This is a genomic window from Exiguobacterium marinum DSM 16307 (assembly GCF_000620845.1).
Classification (GTDB): Bacteria; Bacillota; Bacilli; order Exiguobacteriales; family Exiguobacteriaceae; genus Exiguobacterium; species Exiguobacterium marinum.
This window is the reverse complement of the sequence record NZ_KK211189.1, coordinates 2,064,295-2,089,822: the sequence shown is the minus strand read 5'-3', so window position 1 is coordinate 2,089,822 and position 25,528 is coordinate 2,064,295. Positions and strand designations below refer to the sequence as shown.

Annotated in this window: 31 protein-coding genes; all 31 read left to right on the top strand. The window is 46.9% G+C overall.

Annotated elements, in window-relative coordinates; all coding sequences use genetic code 11:
- The first annotated feature begins 13 nt into the window (after nt 1-13).
- Entirely contained in the window at nt 14-532 is a 519-nt protein-coding gene (gene rimM, locus P400_RS0111100) for a ribosome maturation factor RimM (protein WP_026826270.1), read from the top strand.
- Nucleotides 522-1,238, top strand: coding sequence for a tRNA (guanosine(37)-N1)-methyltransferase TrmD (gene trmD, locus P400_RS0111095; RefSeq protein ID WP_026826269.1), 717 nt, complete (start codon nt 522-524; stop codon nt 1,236-1,238). The genes rimM and trmD overlap by 11 nt, the downstream gene beginning before the upstream one ends.
- A 114-nt stretch (nt 1,239-1,352) precedes the next feature.
- The gene (gene rplS, locus P400_RS0111090; protein WP_015881369.1) at nt 1,353-1,706 is read left to right on the top strand and encodes a 50S ribosomal protein L19; all 354 of its coding nucleotides are present in this window, start codon (nt 1,353-1,355) and stop codon (nt 1,704-1,706) included.
- A gap of 82 nt (nt 1,707-1,788) precedes the next feature.
- Entirely contained in the window at nt 1,789-2,331 is a 543-nt protein-coding gene (lepB, locus tag P400_RS0111085; protein ID WP_026826268.1) for a signal peptidase I, read from the top strand.
- Nucleotides 2,332-2,343: 12 nt separating this feature from the next.
- Nucleotides 2,344-3,204, top strand: coding sequence for a ribosome biogenesis GTPase YlqF (ylqF, locus tag P400_RS0111080; RefSeq protein ID WP_026826267.1), 861 nt, complete (start codon nt 2,344-2,346; stop codon nt 3,202-3,204).
- Nucleotides 3,205-3,248: 44 nt separating this feature from the next.
- Nucleotides 3,249-4,001, top strand: a complete 753-nt coding sequence (locus P400_RS0111075) for a ribonuclease HII (protein ID WP_200868283.1) — start codon at nt 3,249-3,251, stop codon at nt 3,999-4,001.
- Between the two features lie 14 nt (nt 4,002-4,015).
- A complete protein-coding gene (locus P400_RS0111070) occupies nt 4,016-4,861 on the top strand; it encodes a hypothetical protein (protein ID WP_026826265.1) in 846 nt (281 codons plus the stop codon).
- Nucleotides 4,858-5,118 carry an EscU/YscU/HrcU family type III secretion system export apparatus switch protein gene (locus P400_RS0111065; RefSeq protein WP_026826264.1) on the top strand — a complete coding sequence of 87 codons (261 nt, stop codon included), beginning with the start codon at nt 4,858-4,860 and terminating at the stop codon, nt 5,116-5,118. Before P400_RS0111070 ends, P400_RS0111065 begins: the two co-directional genes overlap by 4 nt.
- A 120-nt stretch (nt 5,119-5,238) precedes the next feature.
- Entirely contained in the window at nt 5,239-6,399 is a 1,161-nt protein-coding gene (gene sucC, locus P400_RS0111060; protein ID WP_026826263.1) for an ADP-forming succinate--CoA ligase subunit beta, read from the top strand.
- Nucleotides 6,400-6,411: 12 nt separating this feature from the next.
- Nucleotides 6,412-7,329, top strand: coding sequence for a succinate--CoA ligase subunit alpha (gene sucD, locus P400_RS0111055; protein WP_026826262.1), 918 nt, complete (start codon nt 6,412-6,414; stop codon nt 7,327-7,329).
- A gap of 50 nt (nt 7,330-7,379) precedes the next feature.
- Nucleotides 7,380-8,174: a DNA-processing protein DprA gene (gene dprA, locus P400_RS0111050; protein ID WP_026826261.1), complete on the top strand. Its 795-nt coding sequence runs from the start codon at nt 7,380-7,382 to the stop codon at nt 8,172-8,174.
- Between the two features lie 65 nt (nt 8,175-8,239).
- Nucleotides 8,240-10,336 (top strand): type I DNA topoisomerase, encoded by a 2,097-nt coding sequence (gene topA / locus P400_RS0111045; protein WP_026826260.1) that lies wholly within the window; start codon nt 8,240-8,242, stop codon nt 10,334-10,336.
- Nucleotides 10,336-11,646 (top strand): FADH(2)-oxidizing methylenetetrahydrofolate--tRNA-(uracil(54)-C(5))-methyltransferase TrmFO, encoded by a 1,311-nt coding sequence (gene trmFO / locus P400_RS0111040; RefSeq protein ID WP_026826259.1) that lies wholly within the window; start codon nt 10,336-10,338, stop codon nt 11,644-11,646. The genes topA and trmFO overlap by 1 nt, the downstream gene beginning before the upstream one ends.
- Nucleotides 11,647-11,830: 184 nt before the next feature.
- Nucleotides 11,831-12,712 carry a tyrosine recombinase XerC gene (locus tag P400_RS0111035; RefSeq protein ID WP_026826258.1) on the top strand — a complete coding sequence of 294 codons (882 nt, stop codon included), beginning with the start codon at nt 11,831-11,833 and terminating at the stop codon, nt 12,710-12,712.
- Between the two features lie 11 nt (nt 12,713-12,723).
- Nucleotides 12,724-13,272, top strand: a complete 549-nt coding sequence (hslV, locus tag P400_RS0111030; protein WP_026826257.1) for an ATP-dependent protease subunit HslV — start codon at nt 12,724-12,726, stop codon at nt 13,270-13,272.
- Complete coding sequence (gene hslU, locus P400_RS0111025; RefSeq protein WP_026826256.1) at nt 13,269-14,639, top strand: ATP-dependent protease ATPase subunit HslU; 1,371 nt, start codon at nt 13,269-13,271, stop codon at nt 14,637-14,639. The genes hslV and hslU overlap by 4 nt, the downstream gene beginning before the upstream one ends.
- Before the next feature lie 36 nt (nt 14,640-14,675).
- Nucleotides 14,676-15,455, top strand: coding sequence for a GTP-sensing pleiotropic transcriptional regulator CodY (codY, locus tag P400_RS0111020; protein WP_026826255.1), 780 nt, complete (start codon nt 14,676-14,678; stop codon nt 15,453-15,455).
- A gap of 272 nt (nt 15,456-15,727) precedes the next feature.
- Nucleotides 15,728-16,096, top strand: coding sequence for a flagellar basal body rod protein FlgB (gene flgB, locus P400_RS0111015; RefSeq protein WP_026826254.1), 369 nt, complete (start codon nt 15,728-15,730; stop codon nt 16,094-16,096).
- Between the two features lie 3 nt (nt 16,097-16,099).
- A complete protein-coding gene (flgC, locus tag P400_RS0111010; protein WP_026826253.1) occupies nt 16,100-16,528 on the top strand; it encodes a flagellar basal body rod protein FlgC in 429 nt (142 codons plus the stop codon).
- A gap of 13 nt (nt 16,529-16,541) precedes the next feature.
- Entirely contained in the window at nt 16,542-16,823 is a 282-nt protein-coding gene (fliE, locus tag P400_RS0111005; RefSeq protein WP_026826252.1) for a flagellar hook-basal body complex protein FliE, read from the top strand.
- Between the two features lie 22 nt (nt 16,824-16,845).
- Nucleotides 16,846-18,417, top strand: coding sequence for a flagellar basal-body MS-ring/collar protein FliF (fliF, locus tag P400_RS0111000; protein ID WP_026826251.1), 1,572 nt, complete (start codon nt 16,846-16,848; stop codon nt 18,415-18,417).
- 5 nt (nt 18,418-18,422) lie between these two features.
- A complete protein-coding gene (gene fliG / locus P400_RS0110995) occupies nt 18,423-19,430 on the top strand; it encodes a flagellar motor switch protein FliG (protein WP_026826250.1) in 1,008 nt (335 codons plus the stop codon).
- Entirely contained in the window at nt 19,414-20,139 is a 726-nt protein-coding gene (locus P400_RS0110990) for a FliH/SctL family protein (protein ID WP_026826249.1), read from the top strand. The genes fliG and P400_RS0110990 overlap by 17 nt, the downstream gene beginning before the upstream one ends.
- Nucleotides 20,126-21,445, top strand: coding sequence for a flagellar protein export ATPase FliI (gene fliI, locus P400_RS0110985; protein WP_026826248.1), 1,320 nt, complete (start codon nt 20,126-20,128; stop codon nt 21,443-21,445). Before P400_RS0110990 ends, fliI begins: the two co-directional genes overlap by 14 nt.
- Nucleotides 21,442-21,876, top strand: a complete 435-nt coding sequence (locus P400_RS0110980) for a flagellar FliJ family protein (protein ID WP_026826247.1) — start codon at nt 21,442-21,444, stop codon at nt 21,874-21,876. Before fliI ends, P400_RS0110980 begins: the two co-directional genes overlap by 4 nt.
- A 1-nt stretch (nt 21,877) precedes the next feature.
- Nucleotides 21,878-22,444, top strand: a complete 567-nt coding sequence (locus tag P400_RS0110975) for a MotE family protein (RefSeq protein WP_026826246.1) — start codon at nt 21,878-21,880, stop codon at nt 22,442-22,444.
- Between the two features lie 22 nt (nt 22,445-22,466).
- Nucleotides 22,467-23,552, top strand: a complete 1,086-nt coding sequence (locus P400_RS0110970) for a flagellar hook-length control protein FliK (protein ID WP_026826245.1) — start codon at nt 22,467-22,469, stop codon at nt 23,550-23,552.
- Nucleotides 23,524-23,952 (top strand): flagellar hook capping FlgD N-terminal domain-containing protein, encoded by a 429-nt coding sequence (locus tag P400_RS0110965; RefSeq protein WP_026826244.1) that lies wholly within the window; start codon nt 23,524-23,526, stop codon nt 23,950-23,952. Before P400_RS0110970 ends, P400_RS0110965 begins: the two co-directional genes overlap by 29 nt.
- Nucleotides 23,953-23,969: 17 nt before the next feature.
- Complete coding sequence (gene flgG, locus P400_RS0110960) at nt 23,970-24,860, top strand: flagellar basal body rod protein FlgG (protein WP_026826243.1); 891 nt, start codon at nt 23,970-23,972, stop codon at nt 24,858-24,860.
- On the top strand, nt 24,860-25,078 hold the full coding sequence (locus tag P400_RS0110955) for a flagellar FlbD family protein (RefSeq protein WP_026826242.1): 219 nt from the start codon (nt 24,860-24,862) through the stop codon (nt 25,076-25,078). Before flgG ends, P400_RS0110955 begins: the two co-directional genes overlap by 1 nt.
- The gene (locus P400_RS0110950) at nt 25,071-25,523 is read left to right on the top strand and encodes a flagellar basal body-associated FliL family protein (RefSeq protein ID WP_026826241.1); all 453 of its coding nucleotides are present in this window, start codon (nt 25,071-25,073) and stop codon (nt 25,521-25,523) included. The genes P400_RS0110955 and P400_RS0110950 overlap by 8 nt, the downstream gene beginning before the upstream one ends.
- Nucleotides 25,524-25,528: the final 5 nt, after the last annotated feature.

Below are 25,528 nucleotides of genomic sequence, written 5' to 3'. Positions count from 1 at the left end.
GGAGGGAAATGAGATGGATTGGTTATATGTTGGAAAAATCGCCAATACGCATGGACTTAAAGGCGAAGTGAAGATTTTGGCGGCAACAGACTTTCCGGAAGAACGTTTTAAAAAAGGAAACACGCTGTTTCTTGATGTGAACGGAACGAAACAAGAAATGACAATCACGACATATCGTCCGCATAAGCAGTTTCATCTTGTCACGTTCAAAGGACTTGAGAATATCAACCTCGTAGAAAAATATAAAGGGTTGAAGCTTTATGTTCATGCCGAACACGTCCACGAGTTGGATGAACATGAATTTTATTATCATGAAATCATTGGTTGTAAGGCCATCGTGGACGGGATTGTCATCGGTGTCGTCGATGACATCTTTGAAACGAACGGTGCGAACGATGTGTGGGTGATCAAGCGCCCAGGTAAGTCGGATGCTCTCATCCCCTATATCGAATCGGTCGTTAAAGAAATCGACTTGGAAACGAAGCGAGTTGTCATCACACCGATTCCTGGAATGATTGACGATGAAGATTGATGTGTTGACGTTGTTCCCGGACATGTTTCAGGCGCTCGATCATTCCATCGTTGGCCGGGCGAAAGCGCTCGGGCAGGTGGACATGACCTTCGTCAACTTTCGGGACTTTTCAACGAACAAGCATCATAAAGTCGATGATTATCCGTATGGCGGCGGGGCGGGCATGTTACTCACGCCACAACCAATCTTTGATGCGTTTGACTCTCTCGAGGCACGAAAGCCTCGAATCATCCTCACGACCCCAACTGGAAAACCGTTCAATCAACAGATGGCAGAGGAATGGGCAAAGGAAGAACATCTGATCTTTTTATGCGGGCATTATGAAGGGTTTGACCAGCGCATCCATGATGAACTGGCGACCGATGAGGTGTCGATTGGGGACTTTGTTCTGACTGGTGGAGAGCTTGCGACGATGGTGATGATCGATGCGACCGTGCGACTACTTCCGGACGTCCTCGGCGATCAGGCGAGCCATGAAGATGATTCTTTCTCGACCGGACTTCTTGAGTATCCGCACTATACACGACCGGCTGAATTTCGTGGGTTGAAAGTACCGGACGTCCTCCTATCGGGGAACCATGCCCGAATCGAGGAATGGCGGCGGGAACAATCGCTCGAGCGGACCTATCGAAAACGGCCGGATTTGCTCGAACATGCCGAGTTGACGGAACATGATAAAAAGTTTCTGCAATCGTTGCGCGATTGAGAAATATATGCTATGTTTGAGCATGTGGGTTAAACCCACCGATTACCGATGTTCCGCTGTTGGATGCTTGGGCATATGAAGATATGAACATTGAAGAAAAAGGAGATATGATTCATGAACACACAAAAACTGTTCCGTGAAATCACAGAAGAACAATTCAAATCGGACGTACCTGCTTTCCGTCCTGGTGACACAGTACGTGTCCACGTTAAAGTTGTAGAGGGAACGCGCGAGCGTATCCAGATCTTCGAAGGCGTAGTCATTAAGCGTAAAGGTGGCGGCATCAGCGAAACATTCACAGTCCGTAAGATTTCTTACGGTGTAGGTGTTGAGCGTGCATTCCCGCTTCACTCACCACGCGTTGCGCAAATCGAAGTTGTACGCTACGGTAAAGTTCGCCGTGCGAAACTTTACTACCTCCGTAACCTTCGCGGTAAAGCAGCACGTATTAAAGAAATCCGTCGTTAAGATGGGAATTGAGCTTGTCGCTTGCGACAAGCTTATTTTTTTCTAGTACAATAAGTTCAAATGGATAGAGGAGTGAGTGAAGTTGAAAGAAGTGTTTAGTTGGCTAAAAGCCATCGTCGTCGCTCTTGTCATCGCGTTCGTTATCCGGACGTTCATCTTCGTTCCTGTCATCGTTGAAGGAGAGTCGATGATGCCGACGCTCCACAATGCGGATCGAATGATCGTCAGTAAAATTTCGAACTATGTTGGAGAGCTAGACCGAGGCGATATCGTCGTATTCCATGCGACAGAATCAAAAGATTATATTAAACGTGTCATCGCTATTCCAGGCGACACGCTCGAATATCGAGATGACGTGCTCTATATTAATGATGAAGCGGTTGAAGAGCCGTATTTAGATGAGTTCCGTGCACAGATGAACGGGTTTCCGCTGACGGAGAACTTTACACTTGAACAAGTGACGGGTGAGTCGGTCGTTCCTGAGGATTCGTATTTCGTCATGGGAGACAATCGTCAAAATTCGAAAGACAGCCGTGAGATTGGGTTTGTGTCGAAAGAGGAGATTGTCGGCAAGACAAACTTCATCTTCTGGCCGCTCGATGATGTTGGCACGATAGAAGATTAAGGTGGTGCTTTTTTGGCAATTCAATGGTTTCCTGGCCACATGGCCAAAGCAAGAAGACAAGTTACTGAAAAGTTAAAACTGATTGATGTCGTCATCGAGCTCGTAGATGCGCGTGTGCCGCAATCGAGCCGTAACCCGATGGTCGATGAGATTACGGCGGGCAAACCCCGTCTTATCGTCTTGAACAAGTCAGACATGGCGGATCCCGTCGTCACCGACGCTTGGCTCCGCGCCTTGAAGCGCGATGACGTCGAGGTCGTCGCCGTCGATGCAAAGCATAGTAAAGGCTTGAAACAACTCATCACGGGTGCTCAAAAGTTGATGAAAGAAAAACATGACCGCATGCGTGAAAAAGGGCGTAACCCTGGACCGATTCGTGCACTCATTATCGGTATCCCAAACGTCGGGAAGTCAACACTCATCAACCGTCTCGCAGGACGAAACATCGCCATCACGGGCGACCGTCCGGGTGTGACGAAGCGTCAACAGTGGATCAAGATGAAAGGCGGCGAGATGGAACTCTTGGACACGCCAGGTATTCTCTGGCCGAAATTTGAGGACCAACAAGTTGGTTATCGCTTGGCCGCAACAGGCGCCATCAAAGATGAGATTCTCAACTTGGACGACATCGCCCTGTACACCGTCCGAGAATTGCAGGCGCGTTACCCGGAGCAATTAAAGGAACGATTCAAAATCGAGACGTTACCTGATGATGCGGTGGAACTTCTCGAGACGATTGGGAAGAAACGTGGTTTACTCAGTGGTGGATACGTCGATTTTGAAAAAACGAGCGAACTACTTTTGAATGAACTTCGACATGAAAAAATCGGACGGGTCTCTCTCGAGACACCGGCCGACCATGAAATGATTTGAAGCTCTGTGAAAACAGGGCTTTTTTGAGTAGGAGGAGAAAGATTGTGACGATTCAACAGATTAAACAACAGCTTCAAGATATCCGATATGAAGAGTGGATACAAATGAAGTCAACTTTATCACAAGACCCACGGGTGGGTGTGCAGACGTTGATTCGGCAGAAGGAGCTGCAATTTGAACGGGAGCGGATGTTACGGTCCGATTTCGAACGACGCTTGACATATGAGCGCGAGTTAACACGTGCAGGATATGAACGGATTGTCGGCGTGGATGAGGTCGGTCGCGGTCCACTCGCAGGACCAGTCGTGGCGGCTGCCGTTTTATTACCTGAAGGATTTTACGTTGCGGGGTTGAATGATTCTAAAAAAATGACGAAAACGGCACGAGATGCGGCTTACAATCAAATCATGGAAGTTGCAGAAGTTGGTGTCGGAACCGTCGAGTCGGGGACAATTGATGATATCAACATATATGAAGCGACAAAACTTGCAATGATGGAGGCCATCAGTCAAGTCGGAGACGCCGATGCCTTATTGATTGACGCGATGAAGCTTGACCTCGATATTCCACAACAATCTCTAATCAAAGGGGACTCGCTCAGTGTCTCGATTGCCGCGGCAAGTGTCGTCGCCAAAGTCGTTCGGGACCGGATGATGGAAGAATACGACCTTACATATCCTGGATACGGATTTGACAAGAACGTAGGATACGGGACCGAGGCACATATAGAAGGGTTGAGGCGCCTCGGGGTGACGCCAATTCATCGTCGTACGTTTGCCCCTATCAAGCATATGTGAAAGGAGTGATCGCGTTGCGTATCGATCACCAAGGAGTATTACCGTTCAAAGTGACCGAACAGACATCGCGACCGCTTTTGCTAGGCAATACAGTGGTCGGAAAGGTGTTGCAATTGTTACCCGGCAACGAGGCGGTTATGCAACTACCGCAAGGCATGTTCCGAGTCGGAGTCAATGCGAACGTCAAGGAGAATGTGACGTATAAGATGGTCGTCACGGACGTCGAACCAAAGCTTGTCTTGAAAGTGGTTACCCAAGCGACAGAGTCACTCATGACTGCTAAGTCCCCGCTACAAGTGCTAGGGGAGCAACTGGCGCGATTCATGCGGGAGCCGATGCAGACGCCGGAATCACTCAAAAACGCGGGAAAAACAATGCTAGAGAGCGGATCCGGCAATGATGTGAAGACACTCGTCGGAGAACTGTTCAAAGCGAAAGGCGAGCCAAAGTTTGAGCAGTTCGTGAGAGCACAGGAGGCGTTCAACGCAGCCCAACATCCACCATTCGTCGCTCAAGCATTTCACATACCGCAATTAGGTCCGTTTGAAAACGTCCAATTTCGGTTAGAGGCACCGAAGCGGGATGTAATTGACTCTGATCATGCAAGGATCGTGTTGTTTCTTGAGACGCCAAAGTTTGGCGAAACGGGAATCGATGTGTTGATTCAAAAGCGATACGTGTCTGTTCGAGTGTTCAATGAGCGACACGATTTAAGTCAATATGTTAGCGCATATGAACCGCTCTTGAAAGAGAGCTTGAATCGCGTTTCGTTCGAACTATCTTCTTTTTCGTATGAAGCGAAACGAGAACATGTTCCTGCTACGTTCGCGCCGCTTGGAAAGGTGGACCTCCAAGTATGAAAGACCAGAAGAAAGCGATGGCGCTCTCCTATGAGCAGTCGATGGATGCGCCACATGTCGTCGCCAAAGGAACGGGAATTGTAGCCGAACGCATGCTTGAGATTGCACTCGAAAACGGAATACCTGTTCATGAAGACCCAGCACTGCTTTCCTTACTCTCTGCTTTGAATATCGAAGATCAGATTCCGGAGGACGTCTATCAAGTCATTGCCGAACTTTTTGTGTTTCTTTATCAGATGGAACAGGATAAAATTTGATTTGTCTAGGGATATATGTGAAAAAAAGATGAAAACTTAAAGCAAGAACGATAGACAGCGCTTTCAGTTTTTCGTTACAATAGACGTGCCGATATTAAAGGGGACTAAGGGGGAAAACATATGAATATCCATGAGTATCAGGCAAAAGAATTGCTAAAAGAGTTTGGGGTAGCCGTTCCGACGGGTTATCCAGCCTTTACGGTTGAAGAAGCTGTAGCAGCAGCTGCGAAGCTTGATGGTGAAGTGAAAGTTGTAAAAGCACAAATTCACGCAGGTGGCCGCGGTAAAGCTGGCGGCGTCAAACTTGCGAAGACAGATGAGGAAGTGAAGCAATACGCTTCAGAGATTCTCGGGAAAACGCTCGTGACACACCAAACTGGTCCGGAAGGAAAAGTTGTCCAGCGTCTCTATATCGAAGAAGGTTCTGCGATTGACCAAGAATTTTACTTAGGACTCGTGCTTGACCGTTCGATCGGCCGAATTGTCATCATGGGTTCATCTGAAGGTGGTATGGACATCGAAGAAGTCGCTGAACATACACCGGAGAAGATTCATAAAGAGATCGTCGACCCAGTCGTGGGCTTACGTCCATTCCAAGCTCGTCGTCTCGCATTCAAGATGGAAGTCCCGACGAAACTCGTCAACAAGTTCAGTGACATGGTCATGAAGTTGTACAAAGTGTACGTCGAGACAGATTGCACGATTGCAGAAATTAACCCGCTCGTTACGACGAAAGACGGCAACGTCATCGCGCTCGATGCAAAATTGAACTTCGATAGCAACGCACTCTATCGTCACTCGGAGATCCTTTCGCTCCGTGACACGACAGAAGAAGACCCGCGTGAAGTGGAAGCGTCTAAACATGACCTCAGCTATATCGCACTTGACGGGAACATCGGCTGTCTCGTCAACGGTGCCGGCCTTGCGATGGCAACGATGGATATCATCAAACATTACGGCGCCGAACCCGCTAACTTCCTCGATGTAGGCGGCGGCGCGACGAAAGAAAAGGTAACAGAAGCATTCAAATTGATTTTGTCAGACGACCAGGTCAAAGGAATCTTCGTTAACATTTTTGGTGGAATCATGAAGTGTGACATCATCGCAGAGGGGATTGTCGCAGCGACGAAAGAAATCGGACTCGACTTGCCACTCGTCGTTCGCTTAGAAGGAACGAACGTTGATGCCGGGAAACGCATTCTCGATGAATCTGGACTTGCGATCACGACAGCCAACTCGATGGCTGATGGTGCGGAAAAAATCGCAGCACTTGTTCGATAAGGGGGAAACGACATGAGTATTTGGGCGAATAAAGATACGAAAGTAATCATTCAAGGGATTACAGGGAAACAAGGTCTGTTCCACGGCGAACAGATGCTTGCATATAACACGAAATTAGTCGGTGGTGTCACACCTGGTAAAGGTGGCACGACGGTTCTCGACAACGTGCCAGTCTTCAACACGGTGTCTGAAGCGGTAGAAGCGACAGGTGCCAATGCATCCATCATCTATGTTCCACCAGCTTTCGCAGCGGACTCGATTATGGAAGCTGCGGACAGCGGCATCGAATTGATCATCTGTATCACAGAGGGAATCCCTGTTGTAGACATGATTCAAGTGAAACGCTATCTCGAGGACAAACCGGCGCGCTTGATTGGACCGAACTGTCCTGGAATCATCACACCAGGAGAAGCAAAACTTGGCATCATGCCTGGCTATATTCATACGAAAGGGCATGTCGGAATCGTCTCACGTTCTGGGACGCTCACGTATGAGGCGGTACATCAGTTGACGACTGCGGGAATCGGTCAATCAACGGCTGTTGGAATCGGGGGAGACCCAGTCAACGGAACGAACTTCATTGATACGCTCAAAGCGTTCAACGAAGATGAAGACACGAAAGCTGTCATTATGATCGGGGAGATCGGTGGAACAGCTGAAGAAGAGGCTGCTGAATGGGTGAAAGCGAACATGACGAAACCAGTCATCGGGTTCATCGGTGGCCAAACGGCACCTGAAGGCAAGCGCATGGGACATGCCGGCGCGATTATCTCAGGCGGCAAAGGGACGGCTGCAGAGAAAATTAAGACATTGAACGCAAATGGGATCGAAGTAGCTGAAACGCCAGCTGTCATCGGTGAAACATTGATTCGTGTCTTGAAAAATGAAGGTTTATACGAAGCGTGTGTCACGGGTCAACCGACGACATAAGAGTCTTGAGGGATGCTTGCATCCCTCATTTTTTTAAAGGAGAGTTTGTGATGAATCAAACAATAGCTCGGTTTGCCGCTGCACGAATTCCGGTTGAATTTGTGCATCATTATTTGAACGGGACGCTAGAAGCACATCGCACTCAAATCTCTACACACGTTTGGAAGCGGGCTGAACGGGCGTTGCACGCGTCTGAGTCCTATACTCAGTTCGTCACGTGGGAAGATGAGCTGTTTCCAAAACGGTTACTCGACATCCCCAACCCACCATATTGCTTGTTTTACGATGGAGATTTAGAGGTACTACAAGAAAGAACGACTGCGATGGTCGGAAGTCGTGAGTTGAATCGAATCAGTCAATCGCTCGTGAATCATTATCACTCTTTAATAGAAGAAACTGTTTCGGTTTCAGGCGGAGCGCTTGGCATTGATGGCCTTGTCCACGAGCTTGCCTTAAATAAAAATCGTCCGACCGTGGCGGTGCTCGGAGCGGGGTTAAAAAACCTCTATCCAGCAGCGAACCGGAACATGCTTCTACGACTTCCTCTGAATGGAATTTTGTTGAGTGAGTACACGCCCGACACCCCGATTCAAAAATTTCAATTTTTGGAAAGAAATCGATTGGTGAGTGGTCTCGGTGATACACTCGTCGTCTTACAAGCAAGGAGAAAGAGCGGAACCATGAATACGGTCGGACACGCCTTAGAGCAAGGAAAGACGGTATTCGCGGTACCAGGTTCACCACTCGATCCACTTGCTGAAGGACCGAATCGATTGATTGAAGAAGGTGCGATTCCATTGACGAATTCTGATCAAATTATTCAAGATCTCAAGATTGTACGTTGACAAACCGGTGAGAACATGAATATTATGGTAGGGATTTAAATGACCTCTAAAAGGGGAGCAGATGTATGGCAAAATATTTGGTGATCGTCGAATCACCTGCGAAAGCAAAAACTATTAAACGTTATTTAGGTCCGAATTATATGGTCAAAGCTTCGATGGGACACGTCATCGATTTACCGAAAAGTCAACTCGGTGTAGACGTGGAACACGACTTTGAACCGAAGTATATTACCATCCGTGGTAAAGGGCCGGTATTGAAAGAATTGAAGACGGCGGCTAAAAAAGCCACGAAAATCTTTCTCGCGGCCGACCCCGATAGAGAAGGGGAAGCGATTGCCTGGCATTTGGCTCGCGCGCTCGGTGTCGATGAGACGACTGAATGTCGCGTCGTCTTTAACGAGATCACAAAAGATGCGATTAAAGAATCGTTTAAACACCCACGTAAAATTAATCATGACCTCGTCGATGCGCAGCAAGCCCGGCGTATTCTAGACCGTCTCGTCGGTTATGGGATGAGTCCTTTATTATGGAAGAAAGTAAAAAAAGGACTATCTGCTGGACGAGTCCAATCGGTTGCTGTAAAGATGATCATCGACCGTGAACGCGAAATCAATGCGTTCGACCCGGAAGAGTATTGGACAATCAAGCTTGATTTGAATCATGATGGGGAAATGTTCGAGACTTCATTTTACGGAAAAGATGGGAAGAAGATGGAATTGAAGTCGGAAGAGGACGCTCAATCAGTTCTTGATACCATCGATGACACGTTTAAAGTCATTGACGTAACGAAGAAAGAACGAAAGCGAAACGCTTCGCTACCGTTTACGACGAGTTCGTTGCAACAGGATGCGGCGCGTAAATTGAATTTCCGTGCGAAGAAAACAATGATGCTCGCCCAACAATTATATGAAGGAATCGATCTTGGTAAGAAAGAGGGCACGGTCGGTCTGATCACGTACATGCGTACAGATTCGACACGGATCTCTGATTTGGCGAAGACAGAGGCAAAAGAATACATTGAATCGACATTCGGCGAGGAATATGTAGCTCTGCAGAAACAAAAGGAAAAGAAAGCAGCAAACGCACAAGATGCCCACGAAGCCATTCGTCCGACTTCAGCGCTACGTGACCCGGCTTCCTTGAAGCCTTATCTGTCACGCGACCAGTTGAGACTATATAAATTGATTTGGGAGCGTTTAATTGCAAGCCAAATGGCACCAGCAGTATTAGACACAGTTAAAATCGATGTCGAGTCGAACGGCATGATTTTCCGTGCCAATGGATCGACCGTTAAATTCCCAGGTTTCATGAAAGTGTATATTGAATCGAAAGATGATGATATCGTGGATACGAATCAAGAGAAGGAAGGGCTACTACCTCCTCTTGAAGTGGAGGATACGGTTAGTTTCGAAACGATCGAACCGAAGCAACACTTCACGCAACCGCCACCACGTTATACAGAGGCGCGCCTCGTTCGGGCGATGGAAGAACTCGGTATCGGTCGACCGTCGACTTATGCACCGACACTCGACACGATTCAACGACGAGGTTACGTCGTTTTAGAAGAGAAGAAGTTTGTTCCGACTGAACTTGGAGAACTCGTGATTGAAATGATTGATGAGTATTTCAATGACTTTATTACTGTTCAGTTCACGGCCGATATGGAGACACTCCTTGACTCAATCGAGCATAAGGAAGTCGAGTGGACCGAGGTCGTCGCACCGATTTATCGATCATTCGAGAAGCGCTTGAAGCGTGCCGAAGAAGAAATTGAAAAAATCGAAGTAAAAGATGAGCCTGCGGGAATCGACTGTGAAGTCTGTGGTTCGCCGATGGTCATCAAAATGGGACGATACGGTAAATTTATGGCTTGTTCGAATTTCCCGAACTGCACTAACACGAAACCGGTACAAGTCGAAATCGGGGTTCCTTGTCCAAATTGTAAGGATGGGCAAATCGTGGAACGACGCAGTAAAAAAGGTCGTCTTTTCTATGGGTGCTCGAATTATCCGGAATGTGAGTTCGTTTCATGGGACAAACCGGTTGCGAAACCGTGTCCAGTGTGCGACAGCTTGATGGTCGAGAAGAAAATTAAAGACGGTCTGAAATATCAATGTACGAACTGTACCCATACCGAGGTACATCAGCAAGAGGAGGATTAATGTTGCAACAACGTGTAACTGTAATCGGGGCTGGTTTGGCCGGTTCCGAAGCGGCATGGCAACTCGCCAAACGCGGCATTCAAGTCGATTTGTATGAAATGAGACCGGTACGCCAAACACCGGCTCACCACACAGATCAATTCGCAGAGCTCGTTTGTTCGAACTCGCTCCGTGCGAACGGTCTTCAAAACGCGGTCGGTGTCTTGAAAGAAGAGATGCGGACGCTTGATTCACTCATCTTGAAAGCGGCAGACACGGCAAGCGTGCCAGCTGGTGGCGCCCTCGCTGTCGATCGTCATGAGTTTGCCGGATTCATCACCGAGAAACTAAAAAATCATGAGAACGTCACAGTGCATACTGAAGAGTTAAAAGAAATTCCAGAAGGCATTGTCATTGTAGCGACAGGCCCATTGACGTCTCCTGATCTTTCTGCGTCACTCAAAGCGTTTACAGGTGAAGATTATCTCTACTTCTATGATGCGGCTGCCCCAATTTTAGATGGCGATACAATCGATCGCGAAAAAGTATATTTGAAGTCGCGTTACGACAAAGGTGAAGCTGCTTACTTGAACTGTCCGATGACAGAAGAAGAGTTTGATGTGTTTTATGAAGAACTGGTCAAAGCGGAAGTCGTCCCGCTCAAAGAGTTCGAAAAAGAAATTTACTTCGAAGGATGTATGCCGTTTGAAGTCATGGCGGAGCGTGGGAAGAAGACACTTCTATTCGGACCGATGAAGCCGGTCGGATTAGAAGATCCGAAGACGGGCAAACGTCCGTATGCGGTCGTGCAACTTCGCCAAGACAACTCAGCAGGGACGCTTTATAATTTAGTTGGCTTCCAGACGCATCTGAAGTGGGGCGAACAAAAGCGAATCATTCGACTGATCCCTGGGCTTGAAAATGCAGATATCGTCCGTTACGGTGTCATGCACCGAAATACATTCATCAATTCACCGAGCCTGCTCAAGCCGACGTATCAGGCACGCACGCGTGATACACTCTTCTTTGCCGGTCAGATGACGGGTGTTGAAGGATACGTAGAATCAGCGGCATCTGGACTTTTAGCTGGAATTAATGCAGCGAAGATGATTGCGGGTGAAGAACTTGTCGTTTTACCAAGAGAGACGATGCTTGGTTCGATGGCGCATTATATCACCACAGCTGACGGGAAACACTTCCAACCGATGAATGCGAATTTCGGATTAGTCCCTTCACTCGAAGACACTCCGAAGAAAATGAAAAAGCAAGAACGGTACGAACGTTATGCCAATCGAGCTTTAGATACGATTCAACAATTTAAAAACCTTTGAAAAAGAGAGCCAATTTTTGGCTCTTTTGTTTTGAAGTAAAATTTCAATTGTGTATTTTGTTTCATACTTTGAAAATTTTCAGATTATTGAACGACTATCTATTGTCACCGTACATTCTGTATGCTATGCTAATTTCGATTTGACGAGAACATGCGTTTTTACGTGTCATCGAGGAGGCGATAAAATGGGATTCTTAGAGGATCGACAATCATTTTTACGCTATTGCCAAATTGAACGTCGACTGTCTCCTCATACGAAACGCTCTTACGAGCAAACGCTCGAACAGTACGCCGCATATTGCCAATCAGCGCATCAAGACCCTTATGATGCACAGACGGCGCGGCGTTATTTATATGTCCTTTACGAGAAACAGTTGGCCGCGTCCACGGTGTCCCAAAAAGTGTCTTGCCTCAAACAATTCGGGAAGTATATGGCAAGGGAGTACGGGGGAGAACCGCTGTTTCACGATCTCACTTCACCGAAAAAAAGACAGTCATTACCGACCTTCGCTGTCCCGACTGAAGTCGAGCTACTGCTAGAGGCTGCGTTAAAGCAGGACGATCCGTTTTTAAAAGCGAGAGACGTAGCCATTCTCGAAGTTCTATATGGGACGGGGATTCGTGTTGCTGAGCTTTGTGGGATGAACCTCTCGTCCTTTGATGAAGTATTGTCATTCGTACACGTGTTAGGAAAAGGGAAAAAAGAACGGTATGTCCCGGTCGGACAATATGCTGTAGAAGCGTTACGACATTACATCGAAATACGCGTAGAAGTCGTTCCTCCTTCGGAAAATGCATTATTTTTGAGTCAAAGAGGGAATCGAATGACAACAGACCAAATTCGGTATGTTATGAAGCGTTTGAGAAAAGAGAGTGGGGTACATAAGCCGCTCACCCCGCATTCGTTACGTCATAGTTTCGCAACGGACTTGTTAGAGCGTGGAGCGGACTTGCGCGCTGTGCAAGAGTTGCTCGGACATGAGTCACTGTCAACGACCGGGCGCTATACCCACGTATCGACTGAACGACTACGTTCGATTTATCAAGCGACACATCCAAGAAAGTAGGAGGTTACGATATGTTTCATGCAACGACGATTTTTGCAGTTCGACACAATGGCCAATGTGCGATGAGTGGAGATGGCCAAGTTACGTTTGGGAATGCCGTCATCATGAAAACCAAGGCGAAGAAAGTGAGACGCCTGTACGGCGGGAAAGTCGTTGCCGGTTTTGCAGGTAGCGTAGCCGATGCTTTCACATTGTTTGAGAAGTTTGAATCGAAACTTGAAATGTATAACGGTAACTTGCCGCGTGCCGCGGTCGAACTTGCGAAAGAATGGCGCGGAGATAAAATGTTACGTCAGCTTGAAGCGTTATTGATTGTCATGGACGCCGAACATCTATTATTAGTCTCTGGGAATGGAGAAGTCATCGAGCCGGATGATGGGATCCTCGCGATCGGGTCAGGCGGAAATTATGCGCTCGCGGCAGGTCGCGCGCTCGTCCGTCATTCTCCTGACAAATCCGCAGAAGAAATTGCGCGAGCCGCTCTTGAAATTGCTGGTGAGCTTTGTGTGTATACAAATGATCAAGTCATTGTAGAAACGATCGGAGGCGCTGCTGAATGAATCGAGAGTTGACACCTAGACAAATCGTATCGGAATTAGACCGCTTCGTAATCGGTCAAAAGAATGCCAAACGGGCCGTAGCGATTGCATTACGCAATCGTTATCGCCGTCAAAAGTTAAGTTCAGACCTTCGAGATGAAGTCACCCCTAAAAATATCTTGATGATCGGACCGACAGGGGTCGGGAAAACTGAGATTGCCCGCCGTTTAGCTAAACTAGTCGGAGCTCCGTTCGTCAAAGTAGAAGCGACAAAATTTACAGAAGTCGGCTACGTCGGCCGGGATGTCGAATCGATGGTGCGTGACCTTGTGGAGGCATCTGTACGTCTCGTCAAAGAAGAGAAGAAAGAAGATGTAAAAGAACCTGCTGAACGTGCGGCGACTGAACGATTGTTAGATGCCCTTCAAGGGAAAGCGAAAGCTGCACCGAGCGCATCAAACCCGTTTGAAGCATTGTTCGGCGGTCAGACACAACAACCTGAGTCATCGAATGACACGACTAAAACAGACCGGGCCCAACTCCGTCGTCTGCTCGAGCTCGGTGAACTTGAAGATCGAGTCATTGAAGTCGAACTTGAAGAAAAACAGACTGTCGACTTGTTCCAAGGGCAAGGAATGGAAGGCTTGTCTAATCTACAGGATATGCTTGGACAAATCGTTCCGAAGAAACGGAAGCAACGTAAGCTGACAGTTCGCGAGGCACGCCCCCTTGTCGTAGCAGAAGAAGCAGAAAACCTTCTTGATTTGAACGAAGTCCACGATGAAGCGGTACAGCGAAGCGAGCAAATGGGGATCATCTTCGTTGATGAAATCGATAAAATCGCAACAAAGTCACAAGATCACGCCGGTGTTTCTCGAGAAGGTGTACAGCGAGATATTCTTCCGATCGTCGAAGGATCTACGGTCGTCACGAAGTACGGACCGGTCAAAACGGACCATGTGCTCTTCATCGCAGCCGGTGCTTTCCATATGGCGAAGCCATCTGACTTGATTCCAGAATTACAAGGTCGTTTCCCGATTCGCGTCGAATTGAACAGTTTGACAGAGGAAGACTTCGTCAAAATTTTGACTGAGCCATCACAAGCGCTGATTAAACAATATACAGCATTGCTAGAATCTGAAGAAATCACGGTCGAGTTTACACATGAAGCGATTGAAGAAATCGCAAAAATTGCGACACATGTCAACCGCGAGACCGATGATATCGGAGCACGCCGTCTATATACGATCATGGAGCGTGTCTTGGAAGATTTATCATTTGAAGCTGCGGATATGCCACAAACGAGCGTGGAAATCACACCAGCTTACGTACAAGAAAAAGTGGGCTCGATCGCAGATGATCGAGACTTGAGTCAATATATTTTATAAGATTCTGTATGCACATACAGGGAGGAAATAGACATTATGAATTTACTAGACAAAACTCGCCAATTAAACACGATGCTTCAACAAGAAGCAAGTGCGCACGTTGATTTTAAAGAAATGGCGGACAAAATGCGTGAAGTACTTGAATCAAACACGTTTATCGTGAGCCGTCGTGGACGTTTACTCGGCTTTGCAATCAAACAACAAATTGAAAATGAACGCATGAAGGCATTCTTGGTGGACCGACAGTTCCCAGAACCTTATGCCTCAAACTTGTTCAATGTCAAGGAAACGACAGCGAACATCGATATCGACAGCGAATATACGGCATTCCCTGTCGAGAACCATGATCTCTTCCTAAACTCGATGACGACGATTGTTCCGATCATCGGCGGTGGTGAGCGTCTAGGTACACTCGTCTTAGGGCGCTTGGCGAATGAATTCACAGAAGACGACCTCGTCCTCGCTGAATATAGCGCGACGGTTGTTGGGATGGAAATCCTTCGGGAAAAAGCTGCGGAAGCAGAGACATCAGCCCGTAAGAAGGCTGTCGTTCAAATGGCGATCAATTCATTATCGTATTCAGAACTTGAAGCAATCGAGCATATTTTTGAGGAGCTCGGTGGTAACGAAGGACTGCTAGTTGCTTCCAAAATTGCCGACCGAGTGGGAATCACACGCTCAGTAATCGTAAACGCACTTCGAAAATTGGAAAGTGCGGGGGTTATTGAGTCACGTTCTTTAGGAATGAAAGGAACGTATATTAAAATATTAAATGACAACTTCTTGTTTGAATTACAAAAACTAAAATCAAACTAGAACGCAACTTTTGATGTATAATTAACATTGAAAACCCTTTAAAAAGGGACTTTATTCCTAAAAAACCGCTTTCTCTTGGCAGAGGGCGGTTTTTTTTAGTGCAAAAGTAATTTTTTTCAGAATTTGTCGGCAATTCGACAAAAATACATTAAGCCATTTACCTATGTTTTAAAAAATATCTTTCAGAACTGTTACAGATTTGTTTCAATGAAATAGTGGAATTTCCAAATCAGGTATATTCAGTAGTTATCACACGAAAGCGAGTGAACGCCGTGAATTGGATTGGTAGTGACTATCAATTACTCAAGCAAGCCGTTAATCATGCAGTTCTCAATCAGAAGGTTATCAGTCATAACCTTTCAAACATTGACACACCAAATTTTAAAGCGAAACAAGCGATATTTGAGCAGACACTTCAAAGTGAGATGCGTCTCAAACTACAAGATGGTCGACCGAGTGACTCGACTCAATCAAAAGTAGTCGATCGAGCAGGTGGAGCGATGAGAAGTGATGGCAACAATGTCGACTTAGATTATGAAATGAGTGAACTGGCACGAAACCAACTCCAGTACGAGGCGACGATGGAGCAATTAAATCGCAGGCTCGGAGGATTAAAATCAGTTATTCGGGGAGGGCGTTAATCGATGGGAATGTTTGATAGTTTTCATATTTCAGCATCAGCGTTAACGTCTCAACGTTTACGAATGGATACCGTCTCAGCCAACATTGCCAATGCCCAAACGACACGAGGGAAACTCGTAGATGGCGAGTGGCAACCTTATACGAGAAAGATGACTGTGTTGCAGGAAGCACCTTTCCGAAAACAAATGGATGCTGTTAATGGTGGGGTGCAAGTGTCTCAAATCATCGAAGACGATGCACCTTTCAAGTTGGCCTACAATCCGAGCCATCCCGATGCGGACGAGCGTGGGTACGTACAAATGCCAAACGTTGATTTGTTAAAAGAGATGGTCGACCTAATGGGTGCAACTCGCTCTTACGAAGCGAACATTGCTGCAATGAACGCATCGAAGGCGATGCTCGTCAAAGCGATGGAGATTGGAAAAGGATAAGGAGTGATCAGGGATGCAAATTAATCCGATTCAATTGATGAGCCCGGAAGTCATGCCATCAATGAACAAAACGAACCCATCTCAGTTTGGGTCGTATTTGAATGAAGCGATGAACGCGCTGAATGAGACACAACAAGCGACAAGTGAGGCCCGTAAAGATTTGGCCGTCGGAAAAGCTGACCTTCATCAAGTGATGATCCAAAGCGAAGAGTCGTCGATTGCGATGCAACTTGCCATCGAGGTGAGGAACAAGGCTGTTGAAGCCTATCAAGAAATGATGCGAATGCAAGTTTAATTGTAGAGGATGACAAGTTGCGATGAATGAACAATTAAAAGAACGATTCAAATCCATGACCGACTCATTGAAGGCGATTTCAACGAAGCAAAAACTCGTATGGGGCATCTCGATTGCGGTCATTCTAATCGCGGCCTTCGTACTCACATTCTTCCTTTCGAGACCAAACATGTCACCTCTCTATACGAACTTGTCTGCACAAGAAGCAGGTGAAGTGACGGAGAAGTTGACGGCGGACGGAGTGAAGTCAGAAATCAAGGCGACTTCGAACGGTGTGAGCGTATATGTACCAAATGAAATGGTCGATCAGTTAAAAGTGAGCCTTGCCGCGGCCGGGATTCCAAAATCCGGATCGATTGACTATAGCTTCTTCAGTGAAAACGCAGGTTTTGGAACGACAGACCGTGAAATGGCTGTCATCGAACGAAGTGCAATGCAGACGGAGTTAGAGCGTCTTATCACTCAAATAGAAGGTATCAATCAAGCGAAAGTCATCATCTCCCTTCCTGAAAAGTCTGTTTTTTTAGCAGAAGATCAAGGCGAACCGACAGCTTCAATTGTATTAAACGTCGGTGCAGGAACGAGCTTGGAACCGAATACAGTGAAAGGCCTCTATCATTTAATCAGTAAGAGTGTTCCTAACTTAAAACCTGAAAATATTTCAATTATGGATCAATACTTTACGTATTACGACCTCGACCAAACGGTAATTGCAGGGGGCTCTTCATCTGACCCATTGGCACTAAAACGTCAAGTCGAAAAAGACGTCCGTCAACAAATCCAACAGATGTTATCTGTCTTACTAGGTGAACGGAGCGTACTCGTTTCTGTCACAGCTGATATCGATACGACACAGACAGCCGAAGAACAGAATTTAGTGACGCCGGTTGATGAAGAAAATATGGAAGGTATTGTGACTTCAGCTGAACGAATCGCAGAAGCTTACACAGGCGCAACTGGGACGGCGACAGAAGCAACAGGGACCGGTGAAAATGACACAATCAACTTCCCGGCAGCTACTGGGGACGGAACGGAAGAAAGTGAAAAGAATCATGAAATCATCAATTATGAAGTGAATCGCATCACCAAACAGATTCAAAATGCACCGTATACGATTCGCGACCTAGGTGTGCAACTCATTGTTGAGCCGCCAGATGGTGCAACGAGTATCGATCCACAACTCGAAGGTGATCTCGAAACGATGATGTATTCCATCATACGAACTTCATTAGCGAAGACGGATGTGGCCATCACAGATGCCGAACTCGAACAGAAGGTCGTCGTTGTGTCGAGACCGTTCGCCGAAGTAGAAGAAATCGCGGCAACGGAACTACCTACACCATGGTGGATGTATGCGACAGCAGCCGGAGCGGTCATTCTTCTTGCGCTCATCTTCTTCGCGATGCGTAGACGCAAGCAAGAAGTCGTGGAAGAGACGAACGAATGGGAAGTCCCATATGAAGATGAAGTTCCAGACCTGGACCTCGAGGAGCGAGGTGAAGGGGCAGTGAAGAAGAAACAGTTAGAAAAATTAGCTGAAAGTAATCCAGAAGAGTTTGCTAAACTGCTTCGTACTTGGATGTCTGAGGAGTGAGTAACGTGAATTATGCAAAACAATCGAATCGCGAAAAAGCAGCGATGCTCATGATTTCCCTGGGACCGGAAGTGGCGGCGAACGTCTATAAGCATCTTTCTGAAGAAGAGATGGAACAACTGACGCTTCAAATTTCAGCGTTAAAAAAAGTGTCCCCGGAAGAAAAAGATAGCATTCTCGGTGAGTTCCATGAGCTCGCCATGGCACAAAGCTACATCACTCAAGGTGGGATCGGATTTGCGAAAACGGTCCTTGAGAAGGCCGTTGGTGAAGATAAAGCGATGGCATTGATTCATCGTCTAACATCGACCTTACAAGTACGACCGTTCGAGTTTGCACGAAAAGCAGACCCGAAACAGTTACTGAACTTTATACAAAATGAACATCCACAGACGATTGCATTGATATTAGCCCATTTAGAACCGGTCAAGTCAGGCCAGATATTATCGGAGCTACCGCCTGAGATTCAATCGGAAGTAGCAAAACGGATTGCGACGATGGATCGACTCAATCCTGACGTTATTCATGAAGTGGAACAAATTCTTGAAAAGAACCTCTCGCAAACGGATATGCAAGATTATGCCCAGTCGGGTGGTATTGAGGCGGTTGTCGAAGTGTTGAATGGTGTCGACCGGACGACGGAACGCACGATTCTCGATGCGCTCGAAATCGAAGACCCAGAGCTCGCAGAAGAAATCAAGAAACGCATGTTCGTATTCGAAGATATCGTCACACTCGACTCTCGTGCGATTCAACGAATCATCCGTGAAGTGGCGAACGATGATTTGTTGTTAGCACTCAAAGTGTCTTCAGAAGAAGTAAAACAAATCATCTTCAAAAACATGTCACAACGGATGGTCGAAACGTTCAAAGAAGACATGGAATTCATGGGGCCAGTGCGATTGCGTGACGTGGAAGAGGCGCAGAGCCGCATCGTCGGAATCATTCGCCGCCTAGAGGATGTCGGCGAGATTGTAATCAGCCGAGGTGGAGGAGATGACATCGTTGTCTAATGTAATCAAACGTCAACGTGCAATGTCGAACATTCCGCAACGGATTGAATCCAAACGATTAGAAACACCCGTTATTGAACCGACCGATCACATCGACCATCATCAAGTCATCGAGTCGCGCTACGAGAAGCTGAAACAGGATGAAGAAGCATTTCAACAGTTTCAACTGACAGAAGTAGAGCAATTAGAACGTTTGAAACAACAAGCGTTTGAAGAAGCCCGTTCAGAAGGGTATCAAGCTGGCCTTCTTCAAGGGAGACAGGATGGACTGGCGGAGTTTGAAGACATCACGACGCGTTTAAATTCCGTTTCGACCGAGCTCGAACTCTTGTTTGAAGAAAAATGGAGGCAAGCGGAAGAACAGCTGATTGAATTGGCCGTTTCAGTCAGTGCTCATGTGACAACGGATCTTGTTCGAAAAGATGAAGAGTTGTTTGCGACGATGATTCGTGAACAGATGTCACACCTAATTGACGCCGAATCACTCACAATCTTTGTACATCCGACCCGACTCGCATCGATTCAGCAATTCGAATCGATGTGGCGGACAGACGAGACACCGCCTCTTAAGTATCGTGGAGATGGATCGCTTGACGAAACAGCTATTCGAATTGAATCGCCACATCGTGGAAATGAAGTCGATTTATCGTACAGCTTCGAACGCATCCAAGCCAAAATCGAGGAGGTTTTAGCGGATGGCGCTTATTGAACAGGTCATCGAATCAATCAAGCAGTCCGCAGATGGCGAGTATACGCGTAAAATCGGCAGAGTCTGTCGGGTCGTCGGATTGATGATTGAATCAAATGGACCGAGCGCGTTTGTCGGGGAACGATGTTTGATTGTCCTTCCTTCAAATGAAACGGTTGAAGCAGAAGTGGTTGGCTTCAATGAAGAGCGTGTTCTTCTCATGCCATACGGTGAAACTATCCAAATCGCACCAGGTTGTCTTGTAAAAGGGACAGGGAAGATGCTTCAAGTTCCTGTAGGCGCAGAACTGATCGGACAAGTACTCGACGGTTTAGGACGGCCCTTATCCGGTGAGCAACTCGTGACCGGAAAACGTTACGACGTTCAACGCAAACCGCCGAACCCATTGAATCGACCGAGGATTTTAGAAGCTCTATCGACCGGTGTCCGCATGATTGATGGTCTTTTGACCGTCGGGAAAGGTCAACGTGTCGGATTATTTGCCGGGTCTGGCGTAGGAAAGTCGACGTTGCTCGGGATGATTGCCAAACGTTCTTCTGCTGACATTAATGTCATTGCACTCATTGGAGAACGTGGGCGAGAAGTGAAAGAGTTCATCGAAAAAGAGCTTGGACCGGAAGGAATGGCTCGATCCGTCGTGATTGTAGCGACGAGTGATCAGCCACCGCTTGTCCGCTTGAAGGGTGCATACACGGCTACCGCGATTGCAGAGTATTTCCGCGACCAAGGAAAAGAAGTGGTTCTCATGATGGACTCGGTGACACGTTTTGCGATGGCGCAGCGTGAAATTGGACTCGCAACCGGTGAACCACCGACATCTAAAGGGTATACACCGTCTGTATTCGCCATGTTGCCACAACTGCTAGAACGGAGTGGTACCGCAGCCAGCGGATCAATCACGGCGTTTTATACGGTGCTTGTCGATGGGGATGATATGAATGAACCGATCGCTGATGCGGTGCGAGGGATATTAGATGGACACTTTGTCATGGACCGTTCGCTTGCGAACCGTGGACAGTTTCCTGCGATCCATGTCTTAAAGTCGATTAGCCGGGTCATGAATCAAATCGCGTCTCCTGTACATCGGGAAGCGGCTCAAACATTCCGTAGCTGGTTAGCAACTTATATCGATGCAGAAGATTTGATTAATATCGGTGCATATAAAAAAGGGACCAATCCAGCAATCGATACGGCAATTGAGAAGTATCCATTCTTATTGACGTTCTTGAAGCAATCGATTGAGGAAGACGCCGCATTTGAACAGACGATGGGCCACTTGTCACATATCGCGCGAGGTGAATCATGAATAGACTCATATTAGAACGAATCATGCCTATAGCTGAACATGAGAAAGAAGATGCTGCCTTAGAAGTAAGAGGGTTGAAATCGAAACTCGAAACGGAGATGGAGAAGTTATATGATCTCCTCTTAATGTATGAAGCATTGATTAAACATCAAGATGAACAATCTGGAAGAATCGATCTCCTCATGTCGCAATATCGTGAAAAAACACGAGAACAAGTGAAACGTCAAATCGAGACGCAACAGCTCGTCGTTCAACAAGCGCGCAATCGCTATCATGTATCGCAAGAGCGATTGCTCGGCAAAGTGGTGGAAGAAAAGAAATATGTGACACTACATGAAAAAGCCAGCCTGCATGAGATGACAGTGGCAAAACTTACAGAGCAACAAATGATGGACGAACTTGCTGTGATTCATCATGGGAAAGGGAAGTAGCATGGCAAAAGAGAACAATAAACGAGGCAAGCAAATGATTGTGGCGTTGGTCCTCATCCCAGCGATTTTCATTTTAGTTGGCGGAATCGTCGTCATGAACTATGCGATGGACCGTCCACTGTTATCTGTTCCCTTACTAGAAGTAAAGAATGACGAAAAGACGGGGGAAACTAAAACGTCTGAGACTCAAGTCAATGTGACGGGAATCGATTCAGAAACAACGAATCGCTTGAAAGCGGCGAACAGTGAGATTGAAAAATTACGGAATGAGAATGTTGAATTGACGAACGAAGTAAAAGCGAGACAAGAAGAAATTACCGATTTGATTCGCGAACGAGATCGTCTCACCTCTGAGCTTGAAGCAGCGACTAAAGAAGATGAAACCTCATCCGATGTTGCCAGTGTCTATGAAGAAATGTCTGCCAAACAGGCTGCAGCAATCATGGGCGAGCTAGAGAGCCCGCAGGTAGCTGACCTGTTAAAGGAATTATCTCCTAAACAGCAGGCGGATATTTTAGGGCGTATGAACGCACAGCAAGCTGCGGTTGTGACGCAGCTTCTCCAATGAACATGAAAAGGGAGGGCCAACATTGAATATCGCTTTATTGACACAAGCCATTCAAGGATCAACGGCTCGAGCCGGAGTTGCGGAAGGTGAGTCGCAGAGTGCAGGCGGCTTTCTAGACCTCCTGTCGGCGATGCTCGGTTCGACGCAAGGCTCTGGAGAGCAAACAGCACTTCCTCATCTTGAAGAAGGCGCGCTTCCTGAAGCAGCGGTCGACCTTGAAAAGATGGCTAAGGAACTCGAGTCATGGTTTCAAAAACCTGACACGTTGGATTGGCTTAAGTCATTACCGCAAGATGCGTATCGTACGTTTATGGATGCGTATGTAGGATTACTCGGGCAATTGTCCAATTCTTCACAAGAAGCTGAGACGCTCTCGTCTTCGGTTTTACCGGTGATTACGCAGGCTAGCTCATCAATCAATGTAATGAACCAAAAAGAAGCAGCTGGTCAAACGCCACATGTTCCAGTCACTCAACCTGTTCCGAATCAAGAACTTGCAAAGCATGTTCAAACGATTCAGCGGATCATCACGCAACATAAAGGTCCAGGCGAGGGCACAATGAAAGAAGTTCCCGTAATGACGAATGTTGAAACCGTAAAAATAGCAAAACCTGCACTTCAGTCAAGTAATGTCGACTGGATGCCGAAAGGAATGAACTGGTCGAGACCACAAATTGATGTGGATACCGTCATGTATGCTTCAAAAGGGTCACTTCCTGAAAACTTACAAGCTCGGATTGAAGCGGCTCTTCAAAAGGCACCGTTCAAAAGTGGGGCGGATGGTTCAAAAGTGTTCACCGTGAGGCTATATCCGGAGCAACTTGGAGAACTTGTCGTCAAGTTGGAACGGAAGAACGGGGAGCTTGTCGTCAAAATGTTTGCAAGTAGCCAAGAGGCGAAGCAACTGATTCAGTCGCAAGTCCAACAGTTGCAGCAAACATTGGCACCTCATTCTCAAAACGTTCGGGTTGAGGTCAACTTGACACAACAAGCTCTTGATTCGAAGTCGGGCACGTCAGAAGGTTCTGAGCAACCGGACCAGGAACAACCTAACGAACAGCCGAAAGGAGGATCTGAAGATGACGAGCATCCAGCCGAAGACGAATGATTATACATTGCCAGACCAGTCGCTTCCAAAAGCGACGAATCAATACGACAAAGACATGTTCATGAAATTGTTACTCGCTCAAATCGCGAACCAGGACCCGATGTCGCCGATGGAAGACCGTGAATTCATCGCACAGATGGCGCAATTCTCTTCACTCGAACAGATGCAAACGATTTCGAAACAACTTGACTCTGTCCTCGTTGACCGCCATATGTCATCGATTTCTGAATACAGTAGCATGATTGGTAAAACAATCGACTTCACATCAGAAACGAGCGAAGAGACGACAAAAGGGTCAGGTCGCGTTGTCTCAATCTCTCGAAATGATTTAACAGGGTATATGGCCGATCTTGAAGACGGCACGTCAGTCAGCGTATACGATATCACTTCCATCAAATAAGCGTAGGGGGAAATATAATGTTAAGAGCAATGTACTCAGGAATCAGTGGATTGAAGAACTTCCAATCAAAGCTAGACGTCGTCGGGAACAACATCGCCAACGTCAACACGTTCGGATATAAAAAAGGTCGCGTCACGTTCAAAGACCTCGTCAGTCAGCAAGTTGGTAGTGCATCGGGTGGTAACGGAACGACTGCAGGGGGGATTAACCCGAAAGAAATCGGACTAGGTGGTACGATGGCAACGGTCGATAACGTGTACAACCAAGGGGCCATGCAAAATACAGGGCGTGCCCTTGATGTTGGAATTTCAGGTGAAGGTTTTTATGTAACACGAACTGAAAATGGATTCCAATATACTCGTGCAGGTAACTTTTATACTGACAATGATGGAAACCTTGTCACTGGGGACGGGACGTTCTTACTAGCTTCTCGTACAGCGACACCACCAGCTGGAACTCCACCACTTAATTCTGTTGAAACCGCAATTGCACCATACGATCCAACGGTAACTCCTGGTCCAGCAGATGGATATGGCCGTATTCAGATTCCTCCAACTGCCAAAGCGATTTCGGTTGCAAAAGACGGTAAAGTCAGCTTTGTAGATGATGCAGGTAAATTACAAGTTGCGGGTTATATTGTCACAGCAAACTTTGCGAACAATGCAGGTCTTTCAAAGACTGGGGCAAACAACTTTTCTGAATCACAAAACTCAGGTGTACCGCAGATTGGAGTCCCGGGGGCAGAAGGTAGAGGAACACTCGTCTCCGGTGCGCTTGAAATGTCAAACGTTGACCTCTCTGAAGAGTTCACGGAAATGATTGTGGCACAACGTGGTTTCCAGGCGAATACACGTATTATTACAACTTCAGACGAGATTCTTCAAGAGCTCGTTAACTTGAAACGCTGATGATTCGCGTCACGGCATTTCGAGGTGAGGAGTTCGTGCTCAACGCCCTGCTCATCGAAACGGTGAAAGCAGAGCCCGACACGATTATCCAATTGTTTAATGGCAAAACGTATCTCGTGAAAGAAACGAAAGACCAAATCATTGAACGAACCGAAGTCTTTTACCGCTCAATTGGTTTAGTCGGAACGATGTTCACAAGAGGTGAAGAAGATGAGTGAAGAAGAAAAGAAAAAAGGTGGCGGCCTGAAGGTCGTGATTATCTTGCTAGTCGTCCTGCTCGTCATGGGCGGAGCCGGGTTCATGACCTACAAATACGTCTTCGGTGATAACGTCACTGCTAAAACGAAACCGGTCACGGCTGAAGAGTTGGCGGAACGTAGTTTCATGACAGATGATATGACGACAAACATTCAAGACGAGCGTTTCATCAACGTTCAATTTACGATTGTCACTGATGCAGCTGAAACAAAAGAGAATTTAGAACTGCGCAAGTTCCAAGTTCATAACGTTATTCTTGGCGATTTGGCTGGCATGACCAAAGCACAGTTGACGACGAAAGAAGATATGCAAAAGTTCGAACAAACATTACGAGAACAACTTAACGGACTGCTTGAAGAAGGTGAAGTCCAACGCGTCTATATGACGAAGAAAATTATTCAGTGAGGTGG

What these genes read in the sequence shown, in the direction of transcription:
- flgG (WP_026826243.1), top strand. Translation starts at nt 23,970, where the DNA reads ATGTTAAGAGCAATGTACTCAGGAATCAGTGGATTGAAGAACTTCCAA.
- P400_RS0110950 (WP_026826241.1), top strand. Translation starts at nt 25,071, where the DNA reads ATGAGTGAAGAAGAAAAGAAAAAAGGTGGCGGCCTGAAGGTCGTGATT.
- fliI (WP_026826248.1), top strand. Translation starts at nt 20,126, where the DNA reads ATGGCGCTTATTGAACAGGTCATCGAATCAATCAAGCAGTCCGCAGAT.
- dprA (WP_026826261.1), top strand. Translation starts at nt 7,380, where the DNA reads ATGAATCAAACAATAGCTCGGTTTGCCGCTGCACGAATTCCGGTTGAA.
- P400_RS0110965 (WP_026826244.1), top strand. Translation starts at nt 23,524, where the DNA reads ATGACGAGCATCCAGCCGAAGACGAATGATTATACATTGCCAGACCAG.
- hslV (WP_026826257.1), top strand. Translation starts at nt 12,724, where the DNA reads ATGTTTCATGCAACGACGATTTTTGCAGTTCGACACAATGGCCAATGT.
- topA (WP_026826260.1), top strand. Translation starts at nt 8,240, where the DNA reads ATGGCAAAATATTTGGTGATCGTCGAATCACCTGCGAAAGCAAAAACT.
- sucC (WP_026826263.1), top strand. Translation starts at nt 5,239, where the DNA reads ATGAATATCCATGAGTATCAGGCAAAAGAATTGCTAAAAGAGTTTGGG.
- P400_RS0110975 (WP_026826246.1), top strand. Translation starts at nt 21,878, where the DNA reads ATGGCAAAAGAGAACAATAAACGAGGCAAGCAAATGATTGTGGCGTTG.
- flgC (WP_026826253.1), top strand. Translation starts at nt 16,100, where the DNA reads ATGGGAATGTTTGATAGTTTTCATATTTCAGCATCAGCGTTAACGTCT.
- trmFO (WP_026826259.1), top strand. Translation starts at nt 10,336, where the DNA reads ATGTTGCAACAACGTGTAACTGTAATCGGGGCTGGTTTGGCCGGTTCC.
- P400_RS0110955 (WP_026826242.1), top strand. Translation starts at nt 24,860, where the DNA reads ATGATTCGCGTCACGGCATTTCGAGGTGAGGAGTTCGTGCTCAACGCC.
- sucD (WP_026826262.1), top strand. Translation starts at nt 6,412, where the DNA reads ATGAGTATTTGGGCGAATAAAGATACGAAAGTAATCATTCAAGGGATT.
- P400_RS0111035 (WP_026826258.1), top strand. Translation starts at nt 11,831, where the DNA reads ATGGGATTCTTAGAGGATCGACAATCATTTTTACGCTATTGCCAAATT.
- codY (WP_026826255.1), top strand. Translation starts at nt 14,676, where the DNA reads ATGAATTTACTAGACAAAACTCGCCAATTAAACACGATGCTTCAACAA.
- rimM (WP_026826270.1), top strand. Translation starts at nt 14, where the DNA reads ATGGATTGGTTATATGTTGGAAAAATCGCCAATACGCATGGACTTAAA.
- fliE (WP_026826252.1), top strand. Translation starts at nt 16,542, where the DNA reads ATGCAAATTAATCCGATTCAATTGATGAGCCCGGAAGTCATGCCATCA.
- rplS (WP_015881369.1), top strand. Translation starts at nt 1,353, where the DNA reads ATGAACACACAAAAACTGTTCCGTGAAATCACAGAAGAACAATTCAAA.
- P400_RS0111065 (WP_026826264.1), top strand. Translation starts at nt 4,858, where the DNA reads ATGAAAGACCAGAAGAAAGCGATGGCGCTCTCCTATGAGCAGTCGATG.
- fliF (WP_026826251.1), top strand. Translation starts at nt 16,846, where the DNA reads ATGAATGAACAATTAAAAGAACGATTCAAATCCATGACCGACTCATTG.
- hslU (WP_026826256.1), top strand. Translation starts at nt 13,269, where the DNA reads ATGAATCGAGAGTTGACACCTAGACAAATCGTATCGGAATTAGACCGC.
- trmD (WP_026826269.1), top strand. Translation starts at nt 522, where the DNA reads ATGAAGATTGATGTGTTGACGTTGTTCCCGGACATGTTTCAGGCGCTC.
- P400_RS0110990 (WP_026826249.1), top strand. Translation starts at nt 19,414, where the DNA reads ATGACATCGTTGTCTAATGTAATCAAACGTCAACGTGCAATGTCGAAC.
- P400_RS0110980 (WP_026826247.1), top strand. Translation starts at nt 21,442, where the DNA reads ATGAATAGACTCATATTAGAACGAATCATGCCTATAGCTGAACATGAG.